Genomic DNA, 15,403 nt, shown 5'->3' with positions numbered 1-15,403 from the left:
ATCAGCCGCCGGGGAGTCGGACCGTGACGAGGAGACCGCCGGTGGGGCGGGGTGCGAGGTCGAGGGTCCCGTCGTGGGCTCGGACGACGCTGTTCACGATCGCCAGCCCAAGCCCGACGCCCGCGTGCTCGTCGGTGCGCACGCGTTCCGCTCCGCGCCGGAAGGGCTCGGTGAGCGTGGGCACCAGCTCCGGTGGGAGCTGAGGACCGGTGTTCTCGACCCGCAGCACGCTCTCGCCGGGCAGCGACTCGGTGTGGACCGCGACGGTGCCGCCGGCGGGCAGGTTGTGGACGATGGCGTTCTGGACGAGGTTCGCCACCATCCGCAGCACGAGCGCCGCCGAGCCGACCGTCCACGTCGGCTCCCCGGTGACCTCCAGCGCGACCCCGCGCTGTTCGGCGAGGGGGAGCAGCGTTTCGGCGGTCTCCTCGGCGATGAGGGAGAGGTCGACGGGTTCGCGGGTGAAGTTCCCGCTGTCGCCGCGGCTGAGCAGCAGGAGGGCCTCGGTGAGGTCGATCGCCCGCGTGTTGACCGTGTGCAGCCGTTCGACCAGTTCGCCCTGGTCCCGTGCGGGGTCCTGGCGGGCGACGTCGAGCAGTGCCCGTGAGATCGCCAGCGGGGTGCGCAGCTCGTGGGAGGCGTTCGCGGCGAACCTGCGCTGCTCGGCGACGTGCGACTCGAGCTGTTCGAGCATGGTGTCGAACACGTCGGCCAGCTCGCGGAACTCGTCCTCGCGGCCTTCCAGGCGGATCCGGTGGGACAGCGACCCGTCCGCGGCCATCCGCGCCGCGCCCGCGATCCGGGTGAGCGGTGCCAGCATCCGGCCCGCGAGGACCCAGCCGCCCAGCAGACCCAGCACGAGCAGGAAGGTCAGCGCGATCGCGGCGGCGCGGCCGAAGATCCGCACGAGCAGGTACTGGTTGGGGGAGACCCAGAGCAGGCCCTGCGAGTTGTCGGGGACGAGGCGCAGCAGGAAGAACCACGCCACGACCAGCAGGACGGCACCGGTGACGAGGACGACCCCGGCGTAGCTGAGGGTGAGCCGCAAGCGGGCGCTGAGCCCCGGACGTCTGGTCACGGGCGCCCGCCGGTGTCGATCCGGTAGCCGACGCCGAGCACCGTGGCGATCAACCATGGTTCGCCGAGCCGTTTGCGCAGCGCCGAGACGGTGATGCGGACGGCGTTGGTGAAGGGGTCGGCGTTCTCGTCCCACGCCCGCTCCAGCAGGTCCTCGGCGCTGACGACACCGCCTTCGGCCGTGACGAGGACTTCGAGCACGGCGAACTGCTTGCGGGTGAGCGCGACGAACCGCCCGTCGCGGAAGACCTCGCGGCGGAAGGGATCCAGCCGCAGGCCCGCGATCTCGTGCACCGGCGGCCGGGCGTGCGCGCGTCTGCGGTCGAGCGCCCTGAGCCGCATCACCAGCTCCCGCAGGTCGAACGGCTTGGTGAGGTAGTCGTCGGCTCCGAGCCCGAACCCGGACGCCTTGTCGTCGATTCGGTCGGCCGCCGTGAGCATGAGGATCGGGATGCCGCTGCCGGAGGCGACGATCCGCCGGGCGACCTCGTCGCCGGAGGGGCCGGGGATGTCGCGGTCGAGGATCACGAGGTCGTAGGAGTTGACGCCGAGCAGTTCCAGGGCGGAGTCGCCGTCGCCCGCGATGTCGGCGGCGATCGCCTCCAGCCGCAGACCGTCGCGGACGGCTTCGGCCAGGTAGGGCTCGTCCTCCACGATCAGCACGCGCATGTCCGAAGCCTAGGGTCGGTGCTCAGCCCGCCGGTACCGGAGCTGGGTCGGGTCGCACCTCAGCCCTGGCGCGCCACCAGTGGCGCGAGGCCAACGCGGCCAGCGCGGCGCCGGTGGCGTTGACCAGGACGTCGTCCACGGACGACACCCGGTCCAGTTGGAAGGCGTACTGCGCGGTCTCGACCAGGATCGAACAGCCCGCGCCCAGCGCCAGGATGCGCGGCACGGACGCCAGCGCCGCGAACCGCATCGGAGCGAAGAACCCCAGCGCCGCGAACAGCAGCAGGTTGGCCACGATCCCCAACGCCCCCATCGTCGCCAGGTCCCGCAGCGGCACCAGGCTCACCCGACCGGGCACGATCCCCGCCCCCTCGCCCGGCATCATCGTCATCCACACGAACGGCGCCGTCCCGTGCACCATGCCCACCTCGGCCCACGACTTCCGCCACGCCTGGGCGACACCGACGGCCCGCCGACGCCGCGCCAGGGCCCAGACCACCAGGATGGACAGCGGCAACGCCACCACCATCATGAACAGCACGCCGTTCTCCGTCGTGTAGCACCCGTCCCACCGCCCGGCCATGCAGGCCGGAGCAGCCATCAGCAGCGGCCTCCGCACGACGTACGCGGCGGCGGCGAGGCCGAGGACCGCGAGGCTGATGAGCACGATCCCGCGCGTGCGGAAGGGAAGTGTTGACGGGGATGGGCTTTGGGTCACGGCTCCAGTGAAGACGGTGGGCCGTTGCCGTGGCGTATGCGGTTTTGGATACGTCGGCGATACGTGGTCGGGGACGCGGCTGGTGGTGCAGGCTGGTGCGCTGTGATCGATGATTTCGCGAAGGAGTACCTGCACGGCGACCTGCGGGAGATCCGCGAAGCGGTGCTCCGCAAGCTCGACGGGCTGTCCGAGTACGACATCCGCCGCCCCCTGACCTCGACCGGCACCAACCTCCTCGGTCTGGTCAAACACCTGGCGGTGTCGGAGTCCCGCTACTTCGGCGAGGTCTTCGACCGACCCTTTCCCGAGCCCATTCCCCGGTGGGACGACCTCGGGCAGCGCGGCACCGACATGTGGGCGACCGAGCACGAGACGCGCGAGGAGGTCACCGGCCGATACCGGCGCGCTTGGGAGCACGCCGACGCGACGATCGCCGCACTGGCCGTCGACTCACCCGGCCACGTGCCCTGGTGGCCGCGTCCCGACGTGGTGCTGTTCAACGTCCTTGTCCACATGCTCACCGAGACCAGTCGGCACGCCGGGCACGCCGACATCCTGCGGGAGCAGGTGGACGGTGGGCTGGACGCGGGCACACAGGGGCGGGACGCGGCTTTCTGGGAGAACCGGTGCGCGGAAGTCGAGCGGGCGGCGAGAGCAGCCGATCATCGCCGTCCAGGGTGAGGACGTGGAACGGCAGCCCGGTGGCGTTTTGAGTGGCCACAGCCGATCAGGCCGGTGAGGTGCTGAGCGTGCTGGACGAGGCGGCGGCGTGGCTCCAGGCCAAGGGTGTCGACCAGTGGCCCGCGCGTTTCGAGATGTCGTGGATCACCGGCGCCATCCGCAGGCGCGAGACGAGGCTGGTGCTGGTCGGGGGAGTGGTCGCCGCGACGGTGACCTTGGACCGGGCGGACGCCCTGTGGGGTGATCTCCCCGGTGCCGCGGGATATGTGCACCGCCTGGCCGTGCGGCGCTGGGCGTCGGGGCTGGGTGGCGTCGTCCTGGACTGGGCGGTGGATTCCGTGCGCGACAAAGGTGGTGAGGCCCTGCGCTTGGACTGCGTCGCCACCAACGCCCGGCTGCGCGAGTACTACGAGACGGTCGGGTTCGAGCACCGCGGTGATCTGCGCGTCGCAACCGCGGGGCCGAGTGGACCGTCCGCGGTGGTGGTCAGCCGGTACGAACTGCGACTGACCGCCTAGATCCGGGCCGGGTTTCGGCGAACGGGGTTCTCGGTGGTCGTCGGGACGCCACACTCCACGGTTGTGAAGATCACCTCGACGACCGACGCGTGCCCCGAGTGCGCGCACGCCCTCGTGGGACCGCGGACCGATCTGCCGTGGTGCCCGGCCTGCGAGTGGAACCTCGGCCGACCAAACCGGGGTGGACGGCCGCGCATGTCGCGCTGGTGGTCGTGTCGGTGGTGTTGACGCTGGTGCCCGTCGGGCTGCTGCTCTACGGGGTTGTGCTGGTGCTGCGGGACTTCTTCAGCTGGGGCGGCCTGCTCGGCGTGGTGCTGGTGGTGCTCGCGTACGTCCTGCGGCCGCGGCTGGGCCGCACTCCCGCGCGCGGGCGGGTGCTGCGTCGCGAGCAGGCGTCGACGCTGTTCGCCCTTGTCGACCGGATCGCGAGCCTGCTGGTCCACCACGCCGAGACCAGGCCAGCGTCGCGGTGGGCGGCGATGGCGGAGTCGACGCACGAGGCCACGCGGGACGAGCTGCCCGCGTTGCGTCAACTCTCCTTGCGGCGCACCGACCTGTGGGGGTCGCACCCGCCGCTGGGCCTGCGGGCGCGGATGGCGGAGGCGTGGCCGAGCCAGGATCCGCGGTTCGTGCTCGCCGACGCCGACTCCGCCCGGATCGACGTCGAGCTGACGGCCTGGTACGACGCCGCGCACCGCGAGTTCCTCGGCGCTCGCGACTACCGGGGGCCGCGGGGGTGATGTCCGCCCACACCTCTTTCCGGCAATGTGCGGACTCTCCATCCGTGACCCGATAGGGTGGAGCTTCCGTCCACTCGAAGGGAGTCCTGGTGACCTCGTGGCTGGATCTGCTCCTCGACGACGCGTCGGCCGACGCGCTGGCCCGGCACCACGACGAGCTGCGCGCGTCGGGTGGTGACCCGGTCGTCGACCGCGACGCCCATTCCGCGCTGCGGCTGCGCTCCCTGCTCGACCAGCGGCGGCAGCGTGCGACCGAACTGGCCGCGCTCAACGACATCGCCCGCCGCCTGGCGACCCTGCACGACCCGGACGACCTGGTCGGGGAGGTCGTCGGCCAGGCGCGGCGGCTGCTCGGCGTCGACCTGACCTACCTCGCGCTGGTCGAGGACGACCACCTGCGCATCGACATCGCCGACGGCGCGCTCACCCCCCACCTGCTGGGGCTGAGCATCCCGCTCGACACCGGCATCGCCGCCGCCGTGGTGGCGCGCGGCGAACCGGTGTGGACGGCCGATTACCGCGCCGACCCCGACATCAGCCACGACGCGGGCGCGGACCGGGCGGCGACGGCGGAGAACATCCGCGGGCTGCTCGGCGTGCCGCTCGGGGCGCACGGCCGGGTGTTCGGCGCGCTGCTGGCGTGCAAGCGGCAGGAGCGCAGCTTCAGCGAGGACGAGATCGCGCTGCTGTCCGCGCTGGCCGCGCATGCGGCGGTGGCGATCGACAACGCCCGGTCGGCGCAGGCGTCGCGGGCGACCGTGGACAGGCTCGAACGGACCCTGCACTGGGATCGGCGGCTCACCCGCGTCGTGCTCGACGGCGGTGGCGTGGACGACCTGCTCGGGGAGGTCACCGCTTCGGCGGCCGACGAGGTGGTGTTCGCCTGCGCGGGCGAACGACCGCCCGTGCACGCCGACGTGCTCCGGCCGGTGCTGGACGCCCTCGACGGCACGAGCACGGCCACCCTCGTCGGGGACCTGCTGGTGCAGCCGGTGATCGCGGGCCGTCGTGTGCTGGGCGCGCTGGTGCTGGCCGGGTCGGCCGAGCCGAGCGCCGACGACCGGCTGCTGCTGGAACGGGCCGCTCCCGCGCTCGCGCTGGTCCTCGTGGGGCAGGAGGCCGTCGAGCGCGCGGACCGGCTCACCCGCGACGCCCACCTGCTGGACCTGCTGTCCCGGCCCGCGGTCGACGCCGCGCGGCAGCTCCGGGGCGCCGGGCTCGACGCGGCCCGGACGTACAGCGTCCTGGTGGCGCGGCCGAGCACCCCGGCCGCCAGGTCCCTGCTCCTGGCCGCGCTGCCGGAGGGGTCGGCCGTGGCCGTCGAGGGCGGGCGGCTGCTCGCGGCCGTGCCCGTCGACGACCCGGAGGCGTTGGCCGCGAGCTGGGACGACTCGGCCGGGCTCACCGCGGGGATCGCGGGACCGGCGGCCGGGGCGGGGGATCTGGCCCGCTGCCGCCGTCAGGCCGAACAGGCGCTGGACGCGCTGGTCGCGCTCGGCCGGACCGGAGGGCTGACCTCGGCCGAAGGCCTTGGCGTGTACCAGGTCCTGCTCAGCCAGCAGGGTCGGCAGAACGTGCGGGGCATGGTCGACCGCGAACTCGGGGCCGTGCTGGCGGAGGAGCGGCAGCGCTCGGTGCCGCTGGTGCGCACGCTGCACGCGTTCCTGGACCACGGCAGGCGGCCCGCGGCCGCCGCGACCGAGCTGGGTGTGCACGTGAACACGCTCTACCAGCGGCTCGCGGTGATCGACCGGCTGCTCGGGCAGAACTGGCGGGAGCCGGACCGCGCGCTGGACCTGCACCTGCTGCTGCGCCTCAACGAGGCCCTGCCTCGCCTGCGGACGTGACCCGGTGCAGCCCTAGGGACGGCGCCCCAGCGTGTACCGGACCTGCTGGGTGAAGGAGAACCCGCCGGACGCGTCGCCGAAGCCGCGGGCCATGTCGAGCATCCGCTGCCGCAACGCGGGGTGCTCGTGCTCCGGGACCGATTCCCACATCACGCGCTGGCCGTGCGACCAGGAGAACTCCACCAGGTGCTCGGCGTCGCGGAAGGCGGCCTCGACCGTCCGGTGGGCCGTGCGCACGTCGGTGAGACCAGCGTCGCCGAGCAACCGCTCGACCCCGTCGTCGGAGGCGAACGGCCCGCGCTGCCCGCTCGTGCGCGCGTCGAGCAACCGCTGCGGGAGGTGGGGGGTGAAGATCGCGTCGATCTCCCGCCACCGCTCGTCCTGCGGGCCGAAGGTCGTCACGCCGAGCCTGCCGCCGTCGACCAGCAGTCCGGTCCAGGCGGCGAGCGCGGCGGCCGGGTCGGGGAGGAAGAACAGCACCAGCGACGACCCGACGACGTCGAACGACGACCGGGGGAGTCCGGGTGCCGAGGCATCGGCCACCCGGACCTCGACCTGCGGCAGGTGGCGGAAGTCCTCCGCCGCGTGGTGCGCCATCCGCGGCGCGAGGTCGATGCCCAGCACCCGGCCCGTCGGTCCCGCCGCGTCGGCGAGCGGCTCCAGGAGCGCTCCGCGCCCGCAACCGATGTCGAGCACGCGTTCCCCCGGCCGCACCGCCAACAGCTCGGCCAGGCCCGCCGCGATCGGCCGGAACCACGGGACGCCCACCTCGTCGTAGGTGTCGGCGGCCCGGTCGAACACGCCCGCTATGCCATCGGGAGTTGCCATGCCGGAACCCTGCCACGACGCCCTGCCCGTGACCAGTGCGCGGGCACCGGAGATCACCCCGGCGCGTCGGCGGAGGCCTTGCGGGTGACGACGAAGTGGGCGGCGGTGCCGAAGAGGAGGCCCCAGAAGGCGGAGCCGATGCCCAGGAGGGTGACACCGGAGGCCGTCGTGAGGAACGCGATGAGCGCCCCCTCCCGGTGCGTGCCGAGCGACGTGGTGTCGGTGACGGCGGCCCCGAGCGCCCCGAGCAGCGCCACCCCGGCCACCGCCGCGACCAACTGGGTCGGCAGGGCGAGGAAGACGCCCAGCAGGGTGGCCCCGAAGGCTCCCACGACCACGTAGAACGCCCCGCACGCCACGGCCGCGGTGTACCGGCGGCGGGGGTCCGGGTGGGCCTCCTCGCCGGTGCAGATGGCCGCGGTGATGGCGGCGAGGTTGATCGCGTGCGAGCCGAACGGCGCGAGCAGGACCGAGGCCACGCCCGTCGTGCCGACGAGCAGGCGGTCCGGGGTCGGGTAGCCCGCCGTCCGCAGGACGGCCAGGCCGGGCGCGTTCTGCGAGGCCATGGTCACCATGAACATCGGGATGCCGATGCTGATCACGGACGCGACGGTGAACTGCGGCGTCGTCCACTCCGGACGCGCCCACTCCAGCGACACCGACGACAGGCGGGTGCCGGTCGCCAGCGCCGCCGGGACGCCCAGGAGCAGGCCGCCCAGCACCGCGTACCGGGCGCTGAAGCGCTTGACCACCAGGTAGCCGACGACGACCGCGCCCACGACCAGCGGCGCGACGCCCAAGGCGCGGAAGGCGTCCACCCCGAAGGCGAAGAGGATGCCCGCCAGCACGCCGGACACGATCGGCGTCGGGATGACCGACATGAACCTGCCGAACAGCCCCGAGAAGCCGACCACCGCCGTCAGCAGGCCCGCCAGCGCGAACGCCCCGATGGCGGCGCCGTACGGGTGGTCGCCGAGGGTGGTCACCAGCAGCGCGGCGCCCGGCGTGGAGAAGGCCGTCACCACGGGCGTCCTGGTCCACAGGCTGAGCAGCACGCACGTCAGCCCGCTGCCCAGCGACACCGCCCACACCCACGACGTCGTCTGCCCCGGCGTGAGGTGACCGGCCTTCGCGGCGGCCAGCACGATCACCATCGGCCCCGAGTACGACACGACGACCGCGAGCAGGCCGGCGACGACCGAGGACAGCGACACGTCCTTCAGGAGGTGCCGCCGTCCCCGGTCGCCGGAGATCTCCGCCGTCACGCCGCGGTGGGTTCGACTACCGGCTCCGGCATCTCGCGCAGCCTGCTGACGGGCGAGATGACCAGGCCGACGATCACCAGCGCGGACGCCGCGGCCGCCGCGATCAGCGCGTTGCGCGGGCCGATGGCGTCGGAGAGCAGACCCGCCGCCAGGCCGCCGAGCGCGCCGCCGCCGAACAGCAGGGTGCGGAACGACGCCGTCATGCGGCCCATCATCGACTGCGGCGTCAGCGTCTGCCGCACCGCCACGATGATCACGCCCGCGATGCCCAGCCCCAGGTACGTGGTGAAGAACGAGGCGATGAACATGCCGATCATCAACGGCTTCGGCCCGCCCGCCAGCACGATCAGCAGCGGCCCGAGGAGCAGGCCGCTCTGCGCGATGAAGTACGTCGGGCCGGTCGGGAACCGCCCGATGACCCTGCGGGACACCACGGCGCCGATCAGGCCGCCGACCGACGCCGTGCCGAAGATCAGGCCCAGCGTCGTGGAGTCCAGCCCGAGCGTGCGCGTGCCGTAGAGCAGGAACATCGTCCAGGTGGTGATCATCGAGAAGTTGCAGCAGAACCCGATGATGGCCAGCCACCGCAGCAGCGGCTTGCCGAACACCCAGCGCACGCCCTCCTTCAGCTCCCGGAACGCGTGCCGGTCCTCGGCCTTGGGGGGCTTGGGCTCCTCGACGCGGATCAGCAGCAGCGACACGATCGACACCAGGTAGGTGCCGGTCTGCACGACCAGCGCGACCGGAGCGGTCAGCCACGCCACCACGAGGCCCGCGAGGCCGGGGCCCGCCACGTCCGCCGTGGACGAGCTGATGCCCATCTTGGCGCTCGCCTCGACGTAGTGCTCCGGCTTCTTCACCAGCGTCGGCACGTAGGACATCCAGCTGAGGTCGAACAGCACCGACGCCACCCCGATGAGGCACGCGATGACCAGCAGCGCCGGGATGGTCAGCAGGTCCGTCGCGTACAGCAGGGGGATGAGGCCGATCAGCACCATCCTGGCGAAGTTCGCCCACAGCATCACCTGCCGCCTGCGCACGCGGTCGACCCAGATGCCGAGCAGCAGAGCCAGCCCCAGGTAGGGGGCCAGCTGGACGAACCGCAGCACGCCGACCTGGCTGTCGGTGGCGTTCAGCGAGTAGATGGCGGTGAGCGGCAGGGCCAGGATCGTGACCTGGGTTCCCAGCAGCGAGACCGTCTCGCCCAACCAGAACTTGAGGAAGTCGCCGTTGTACCAGAGGCTCCTCTCCTTCGGCTTGGGCTCGATCGTCTGTTCGGGGTCGGTGATGGACACGTTCTTCCCTAGTCGCCGAGGTGCTTGTGGACGAGCCGGACCAGTTCCGCGAGGGCGTCGCCGGTCAGGATCGAGTGGTGGGTGCTGTCGGCGACGGTGTGCTCCACGAGGTCGGGAAGCCGCTTGTCCCAACGCATGTCCTCGGTGGGGGAGTGCTCCGCCAGGACGTGCACGGCCGGGCCCTCGTAGGTTCCCGCGACGTCGATGGAGTAGAAACCCTCCAGCAGCGCGTGGAACACCGCGTACTGCTCGCCGAGCACGTAGGCGTCGATCTCCTCGGGCAGGATCCCCGCCGCCTCGACCTGCTCGAACACCACCTCCGGATCGGCGTCGTCCGGCCAGCCCGCGGCCAGCTCGTCGAGACCGGGCGGCGACTCGTTCGACGTGCCCGCCATGTCGCGGATGTAGCGCACCAGGGTTTCCCGCTCGGGCGGCAGGTCCATGACGATCGGCATGCCCGCGTCCACGATGAACAGCAGGCCCACCTCCGCGCCCGCCTCGACGAGCCGCTTCGCCATCTCGAACGCCACCAGCCCGCCGAGGGACCACCCGAAGAGCAGGTAGGGGCCCTCGGGCCGGAACTCCCGCAGGATCCCGACGTACTCCTCGGCGAGGGCGGTCAACGACGGCACCGGGGTGCGGTCGTTGTCGAACCCCGGCGCCTCGAAACCCAGGACCGGGCGGTCGCCGAGCGCGCGGGCGAGCCCGGCGTACGAGTACGCCGAGCCCGACACCGCGTGCACGCAGAACAGCGGGGGCAGGTCGCCCCCGGCGTTCAGCGGCACGATCCGCTCCAGGTCAGCCATTCGCCTTGGCCTCCACCATCGCGTCCACCGTCTGGGAGATGGCGCCGACCGTGGCGTTGCCGTACAGCAGCCGGACGGTGATGCGGATCTTGAACGTCTTGTTGATCCGGCTCACCAGCCGCAGGGCCTGCAACGAGTTGCCGCCGATGTCGAAGATGCTGTCGTCCACGCCGATCCGCTCGACGCCCAGGACGTCGGCGAAGCACTTGGCGACCTCGATCTCGGTGGGCGTGGACGGCGCGTTGAAGTCGCGGTCGCCGTCGTTCTCCACCGGGTCGGGCAGGTTGTTCCGGTTGATCTTCCAACCGTCGTTGTTCATCGGGAACTTGTCGAGCGGGACCCACGCCGTCGGCACCATGTAGTCCGGCAGCGACTCGGCGAGGTGGTCGCGCAGCGCGTCCGCCGACGGCGGCTCGCCCACCGACGTGAAGTAGCCGACGAGGCGGTTCTCCCCCCGCCGGTCCGGCCGCATCAGCACGACCGCGCGCAGGACACCGGGGTGGCCCTGGAGCGCCGTCTCGATCTCGCCCAGCTCGATGCGCAGGCCGCGCAGCTTCACCTGGTTGTCGATGCGGCCGAGGAACTCGATCTGCCCCTGCGCGCTCCACCGCACCAGGTCACCGCTGCGGTAGACCTTGCTGGTCGGGTCGAACGGGTCGGTGATGAACTTCTCGGCGGTCATCTCCGGCTGGTTGAGGTAGCCGCGCGCCAGGCCGCCCTCGGCGCCGCCGATGAGCAGTTCGCCGTTCACGCCCTTGGGCACGAGCCGGTCGAACCGGTCGACGATGTAGACCTGCCGGTTGAGCTGCGGACGGCCGATGGGCGGCGGCGTCCTCCACTCGATCTGCTCGACCTCGTACTGCGTCTGGCCGATCGCGCACTCGGTCGGGCCGTACAGGTTGAGGTACTTGCGGCCGGGCAGGTTCCACTTGTTGACCAGCTCCGGCGGGAGCACCTCCGCGCCGCCCATGACGTACTTCAGGTCCGGGTAGGGTCCCGGCTCCATGACCGACTGCATGGCGGGCGGCAGGCCCGCGTAGGTGACCTTCTGCTCGCGCAGCAGCGCGGTCAGCGCTTCCGGGGACTGGGCGTCGTCCGGGGACACCGCGACCACGCGCCCGCCGACCAGGAACGCCGTCCAGATCTCGCCCTGCGACATGTCGAAGTTCAGCGCGGGCAGTTGCAGCAACCGGTCCGCGGGACCGAAGTCGAAGGTCCGCTTGTACGCCTCGCAGAAGAACGACACCGCGCGGTGCGCGATCATCACGCCCTTCGGCGTGCCGGTGGAGCCGGAGGTGTAGAGCACGTAGGCGAGCGACTCGCGGGTCGTCCACTCCTCCAGCGGCTCCGACGCGTCGATCCGCTCGATCTCCGCCCAGTCGGTGTCGATGAGCACGGTGGCCCACCCGTCGGCCTCGGGCAGCACGCCCGCCAGCGGGGAGCGGCTGATCACGACGGGCGCGCCGGTGTCGCGGATCATGAAGTCGAGGCGGTTGGTGGGGACCTTGGGGTCCATCATCGCGAAGGCGCCGCCCGCCTTCAGCACGCCGAGCATGGCCACGTAGGCGTCCAGGTCGCGGTCGATGACCACGGCCACCACCTTGCCGTGCGTCACGCCGAGGGAGCGCAGGCGCCGCGCCAGCAGGCCGGCGCGGCGGTCCAGCTCGCCGTAGGTGATCTCCACGCCCCGGCAGACGACCGCGACGGCGTCCGGAGTGGCAGCGGCGACATCGGCGAACGCCACGTGCAGCGGCAACTCCGAGTAATCGGCCTCCTGGCCGCGCCCCAGCTCCAGCAGTTCGACCCGCTCGGCCTCGGTGACGATCGGCAGCTGCGACAGCGTCAGCGACGCGTCGGCGGCGGCAGCGGTCACGACGGTGCCGACGTGGCCGAGCAGGGCTTCGATCCGCCACTGGTCGAACAGGTCGGTCGAGTACTCGACGACCGCGCGCAGCGAGTCGCCGGACTCGACGAAGTCGATCGCCATGTCGAACCGCGACCCGGTGGAGGCCAACGAGATCGGCTCGGCGGTGATGCCGGGCAGGTCGATCGCGCCACCGGAGTTCGCGTCGCCCAGCAGCTGCGTGGACACCTGGAACAGCGGGTTGCGGCCCGGCACGCGCACCGGCTGCACCCGGTCCACGATCAGGTGGAACGGCACCTCCTGGTGCTCGTACAGGTCGAAGTTCGCCTCCATGGTGCGCTGGAGCAGTTCGGCGAACGTCGGGTCGCCCGACAGGTCCGACCGCAGCACGACCATGTTGACGAACAGGCCGACGACGGCCTCGACATCGGGGTCGACCCGGCCGAGCATCGGCACGCCGATCGGGATGTCCTCCTGGCCGGTGTAGCGGCTCAGCACCGCGTTCAGCGCGGACGCCAGCACCATGTACAGCGACACGCCGTGCTCTTTGGCCAGCGCGCGTGCGGACACCAGCAGCTGGTCCGGCAGGTGCTTGGTGATCGAGTCGGCGCGCTTGGTCTGCGCGGGCGGACGCGGGCGGTCGGTGGGGAACTCCAGCGTCGGGAGGTCCTTGAGCCGGTCCTCCCAGAACGCCAGCTCCTCCTCCAGCACCTCGCCCTGCATCGTCTCGCGCTGCACGCGGGCGGCCTCGGTGAACTGCGAGGCGGGCTGGTCGAACTCGGGCTCGCGCCCCTCGACGAACGCCCGGTAGGCGACGGCCAGCTCCGAGTTCACGATCCCCGACGACCAGCCGTCGGTGATGATGTGGTGCAGGTTCTGGAACAGCACGTGGTCGTCGGGCGCGAACGCCAGGACCCGGTACCGGTGCAGCGGGCCGTTCTCGAGGTCGAACGCGCTGGTGGACAGGTCCTCCAGCGCGGCGGCGATGGCCGCTTCCCTTCCCTCCTCGTCCAGTCCGGGATGCTCCACCACCTCCAACTCCACCTCCGACGGCGGGGACACGACCTGGTAGGGCGTGCCCTCGGCGTTGTGGATGGTGACCCTCAGCGCGTCGTGGCGAGCGACGACCAGGTTCAGGCACCGGTGCAGCACCGGAACCGCCAGCGGGCCACGCAGCCGGGCCGCGAGCAGGATGTTGTAGGTCGTCAGCCCTGGGGTGAGCTGGTCGAGGAACCAGAGCTGTTCCTGGCCGAAGGACAGCGGCGCCTGGGTCCCGGTGTGCGTGGACGTGGTCATCTCGGGTACTTCTCTCCTTGCGGGTGGCATGCGGCGTGACCGTGCCGCGTCCGGTGCGGACGCGGCACGGGCCTTGCAGGCAGTCGCCGACTGAATACGATCTTGCCTGAAAACGACACCGCTGCGAGGGCTGAACGAGTGGTTCAGGCCTTGCGCGGGGTCACGAACTTGTCGTTGATCACGTACCCGTCCAGGCCGTGCTTCTCGCCGTACTCGATCAGGTCGCTCGTGCGGTTGATGAAACCGCGGCCGTTGTTGTTCAGCGAGGTGTTGCACAGGACGCTGAAACCGGTGATGTCGCGGAACGCTTCCAGCAGGTCGACGATGTGCGGGTTGCGTTCGCGGGTCACCGTCTGGGTCCGTGCGCTGCCGTCGATGTGCGTGATGGCCTTGAGCTGGTCGCTGGTGACCTTGTTGAAGTAGAGCATGTACGGGTCGACGACCGAGCCCTCGAACCACTTGTGCGCGTCTTCCTCCAGCGCGATCGGCGCGATCGGGCGGTAGCCCTCGCGGCGCTTGATGGTGTTCAGGCGGACCGTCGTCTCCTCGGTGAACGGCGCGGCGAGGATCGACCGGTTGCCCAGGGCGCGCGGGCCCATCTCGTAGCGGCCGCGGGCCCAGCCGATGATGTTGCCCTGCTCGATGTAGCGCGCCGCCTCGGCGTGCACCAGCGGGCGGACCTCGTACTTCGCCGGGTCGGGCTCGACGTCCTCCACGAAGTCCTCGCCCGAGTACACCGACCAGTCGATGGTGGCGTCACCGGTGTAGAACCACTGGGCGTCGATGCCGGTGCCCAGGGCCGAGCCGCTGTCGTTCGGGCACGGCGGCACGAACACCGACTCGAACAGCCCGCTCTCCCGCCACTGGGCGTTCCAGTCGCAGTTCAGGCCGCAGCCACCGGAGATGAGCAGCGGCAGGCCCTCCTTCATGTGGGAGGCCGCGTAGTCGTGGAACATGTTGAAGATCGCCTGCGAGTGCTTCGCCGCGGTGTTGCGGTACTCCTGCGAGTCGACGCCCTTGTTGTAGATGTGCGACCAGTCCATCTTGTCCTTGGACAGGTTCAGGATGATCTGCTCCTGCTTGAGGATGAAGTCGATGGTCTCCTTCTCCTCGGCCGTGATCGGCCCCTTGTCGGCGAAGCCGGTCAGCGCCATCTGCTTGCCCGCGTCGTTGTAGCGGAACAGGCCGGTGCCCACCGGGAAGCCGGGGTCCGCCAGGGCGAACAGGTAGGCGTACTTGTTGCCGGGGTCGGCGAGGACGTGCTTGAGGTGGGTCGCGTTGCCCTTCTCGTCGATCCGGTAGAAGGAGCCGATGCTGCCTTCCCAGACCAGCGAGTAGTACGCCTGACCGGTGGCGCGCGGGGCCATGCCCAGCGACGTGTAGATGTGGGAGCGCTCGTGCGTGGAGGAGAAGTAGCGCACCTTCTTGCCGAAGAAGGTGCCCTCCTCGTCCGAGACCGCGCCCTCGCCGACGCCGAAGTAGCCGGTCCGGGTCTGGGGCTCGATGGAGTTCAGGCCCTTGACCCAGCCGCCGAGGGCGACCACGTCGGGGATCCGGTCGAGCATCCCGGCGGCCCGTGCGATCACCTCGGCGGTCAACCGGTCGTAGCGCGGGTAGTTGTCCTTCTCCGCCTCCAGCGCGAACAGCAGCTTGCCGTCCTCGATCGCCGTGATGCCGCCGTCGTGACCCTCTTTGAGAGACAAGATCAACATGGTTCCTCTACCACTTTCCTGGTTGTGCGGTTCGTTCGTTGAGGGCAGTGGCCGAGCCCGGCGGGCGTCGCCACGGTTTTCGGGACG

General features: G+C 71.2%; 13 protein-coding genes. 4 read left to right on the top strand and 9 right to left on the bottom strand.

Annotated elements, in window-relative coordinates; genetic code table 11:
• Position 1: 1 nt before the first annotated feature.
• Genes RM788_RS01990 through RM788_RS01980 form a run of 3 tightly spaced genes read right to left on the bottom strand, consistent with a single transcriptional unit; the run spans position 2 to position 2,413 of the window.
• Complete coding sequence (locus RM788_RS01990) at positions 2 to 1,078, bottom strand: sensor histidine kinase (RefSeq protein WP_315929716.1); 1,077 nt, start codon at positions 1,076 to 1,078, stop codon at positions 2 to 4.
• Positions 1,075 to 1,746, bottom strand: coding sequence for a response regulator transcription factor (locus RM788_RS01985; protein ID WP_315929715.1), 672 nt, complete (start codon positions 1,744 to 1,746; stop codon positions 1,075 to 1,077). The genes RM788_RS01990 and RM788_RS01985 overlap by 4 nt, the downstream gene beginning before the upstream one ends.
• A gap of 22 nt (positions 1,747 to 1,768) precedes the next feature.
• Entirely contained in the window at positions 1,769 to 2,413 is a 645-nt protein-coding gene (locus RM788_RS01980) for a VanZ family protein (RefSeq protein WP_315929714.1), read from the bottom strand.
• Positions 2,414 to 2,566: 153 nt separating this feature from the next.
• Here RM788_RS01980 and RM788_RS01975 point away from each other — a divergent pair, with 153 nt between their 5' ends.
• The 4 genes from RM788_RS01975 (at position 2,567) to RM788_RS01960 (ending at position 6,250) form a co-directional block, all read left to right on the top strand.
• Positions 2,567 to 3,145, top strand: coding sequence for a DinB family protein (locus RM788_RS01975; protein ID WP_315929713.1), 579 nt, complete (start codon positions 2,567 to 2,569; stop codon positions 3,143 to 3,145).
• A 32-nt stretch (positions 3,146 to 3,177) separates the two neighbouring features.
• Positions 3,178 to 3,663, top strand: coding sequence for a GNAT family N-acetyltransferase (locus RM788_RS01970; protein ID WP_315929712.1), 486 nt, complete (start codon positions 3,178 to 3,180; stop codon positions 3,661 to 3,663).
• A 155-nt stretch (positions 3,664 to 3,818) separates the two neighbouring features.
• Positions 3,819 to 4,403, top strand: a complete 585-nt coding sequence (locus tag RM788_RS01965) for a M48 family metalloprotease (protein WP_315929711.1) — start codon at positions 3,819 to 3,821, stop codon at positions 4,401 to 4,403.
• 89 nt (positions 4,404 to 4,492) lie between these two features.
• Complete coding sequence (locus RM788_RS01960) at positions 4,493 to 6,250, top strand: helix-turn-helix domain-containing protein (protein ID WP_315929710.1); 1,758 nt, start codon at positions 4,493 to 4,495, stop codon at positions 6,248 to 6,250.
• 12 nt (positions 6,251 to 6,262) lie between these two features.
• On the opposite strand, the gene RM788_RS01955 is transcribed toward RM788_RS01960, so the two are convergent.
• From RM788_RS01955 to RM788_RS01930, 6 genes are all read right to left on the bottom strand, one after another.
• Positions 6,263 to 7,078, bottom strand: a complete 816-nt coding sequence (locus RM788_RS01955; protein ID WP_315929709.1) for a class I SAM-dependent methyltransferase — start codon at positions 7,076 to 7,078, stop codon at positions 6,263 to 6,265.
• Positions 7,079 to 7,131: 53 nt separating this feature from the next.
• A complete protein-coding gene (locus tag RM788_RS01950) occupies positions 7,132 to 8,343 on the bottom strand; it encodes a benzoate/H(+) symporter BenE family transporter (RefSeq protein ID WP_315929708.1) in 1,212 nt (403 codons plus the stop codon).
• On the bottom strand, positions 8,340 to 9,638 hold the full coding sequence (locus tag RM788_RS01945) for an MFS transporter (RefSeq protein WP_315929707.1): 1,299 nt from the start codon (positions 9,636 to 9,638) through the stop codon (positions 8,340 to 8,342). Before RM788_RS01945 ends, RM788_RS01950 begins: the two co-directional genes overlap by 4 nt.
• Before the next feature lie 8 nt (positions 9,639 to 9,646).
• Complete coding sequence (locus RM788_RS01940) at positions 9,647 to 10,444, bottom strand: thioesterase domain-containing protein (RefSeq protein ID WP_315929706.1); 798 nt, start codon at positions 10,442 to 10,444, stop codon at positions 9,647 to 9,649.
• Positions 10,437 to 13,604 (bottom strand): non-ribosomal peptide synthetase, encoded by a 3,168-nt coding sequence (locus RM788_RS01935; RefSeq protein WP_315929705.1) that lies wholly within the window; start codon positions 13,602 to 13,604, stop codon positions 10,437 to 10,439. Before RM788_RS01935 ends, RM788_RS01940 begins: the two co-directional genes overlap by 8 nt.
• A 143-nt stretch (positions 13,605 to 13,747) precedes the next feature.
• Positions 13,748 to 15,316, bottom strand: a complete 1,569-nt coding sequence (locus tag RM788_RS01930; RefSeq protein WP_315929704.1) for a carbamoyltransferase C-terminal domain-containing protein — start codon at positions 15,314 to 15,316, stop codon at positions 13,748 to 13,750.
• Positions 15,317 to 15,403: the final 87 nt, after the last annotated feature.

Source organism: Umezawaea sp. Da 62-37, assembly GCF_032460545.1.
Classification (GTDB): domain Bacteria; phylum Actinomycetota; class Actinomycetes; order Mycobacteriales; family Pseudonocardiaceae; genus Umezawaea.
Note: the sequence above shows the minus strand (reverse complement) of the source record. Positions and strands in the feature narration are given on the sequence as shown.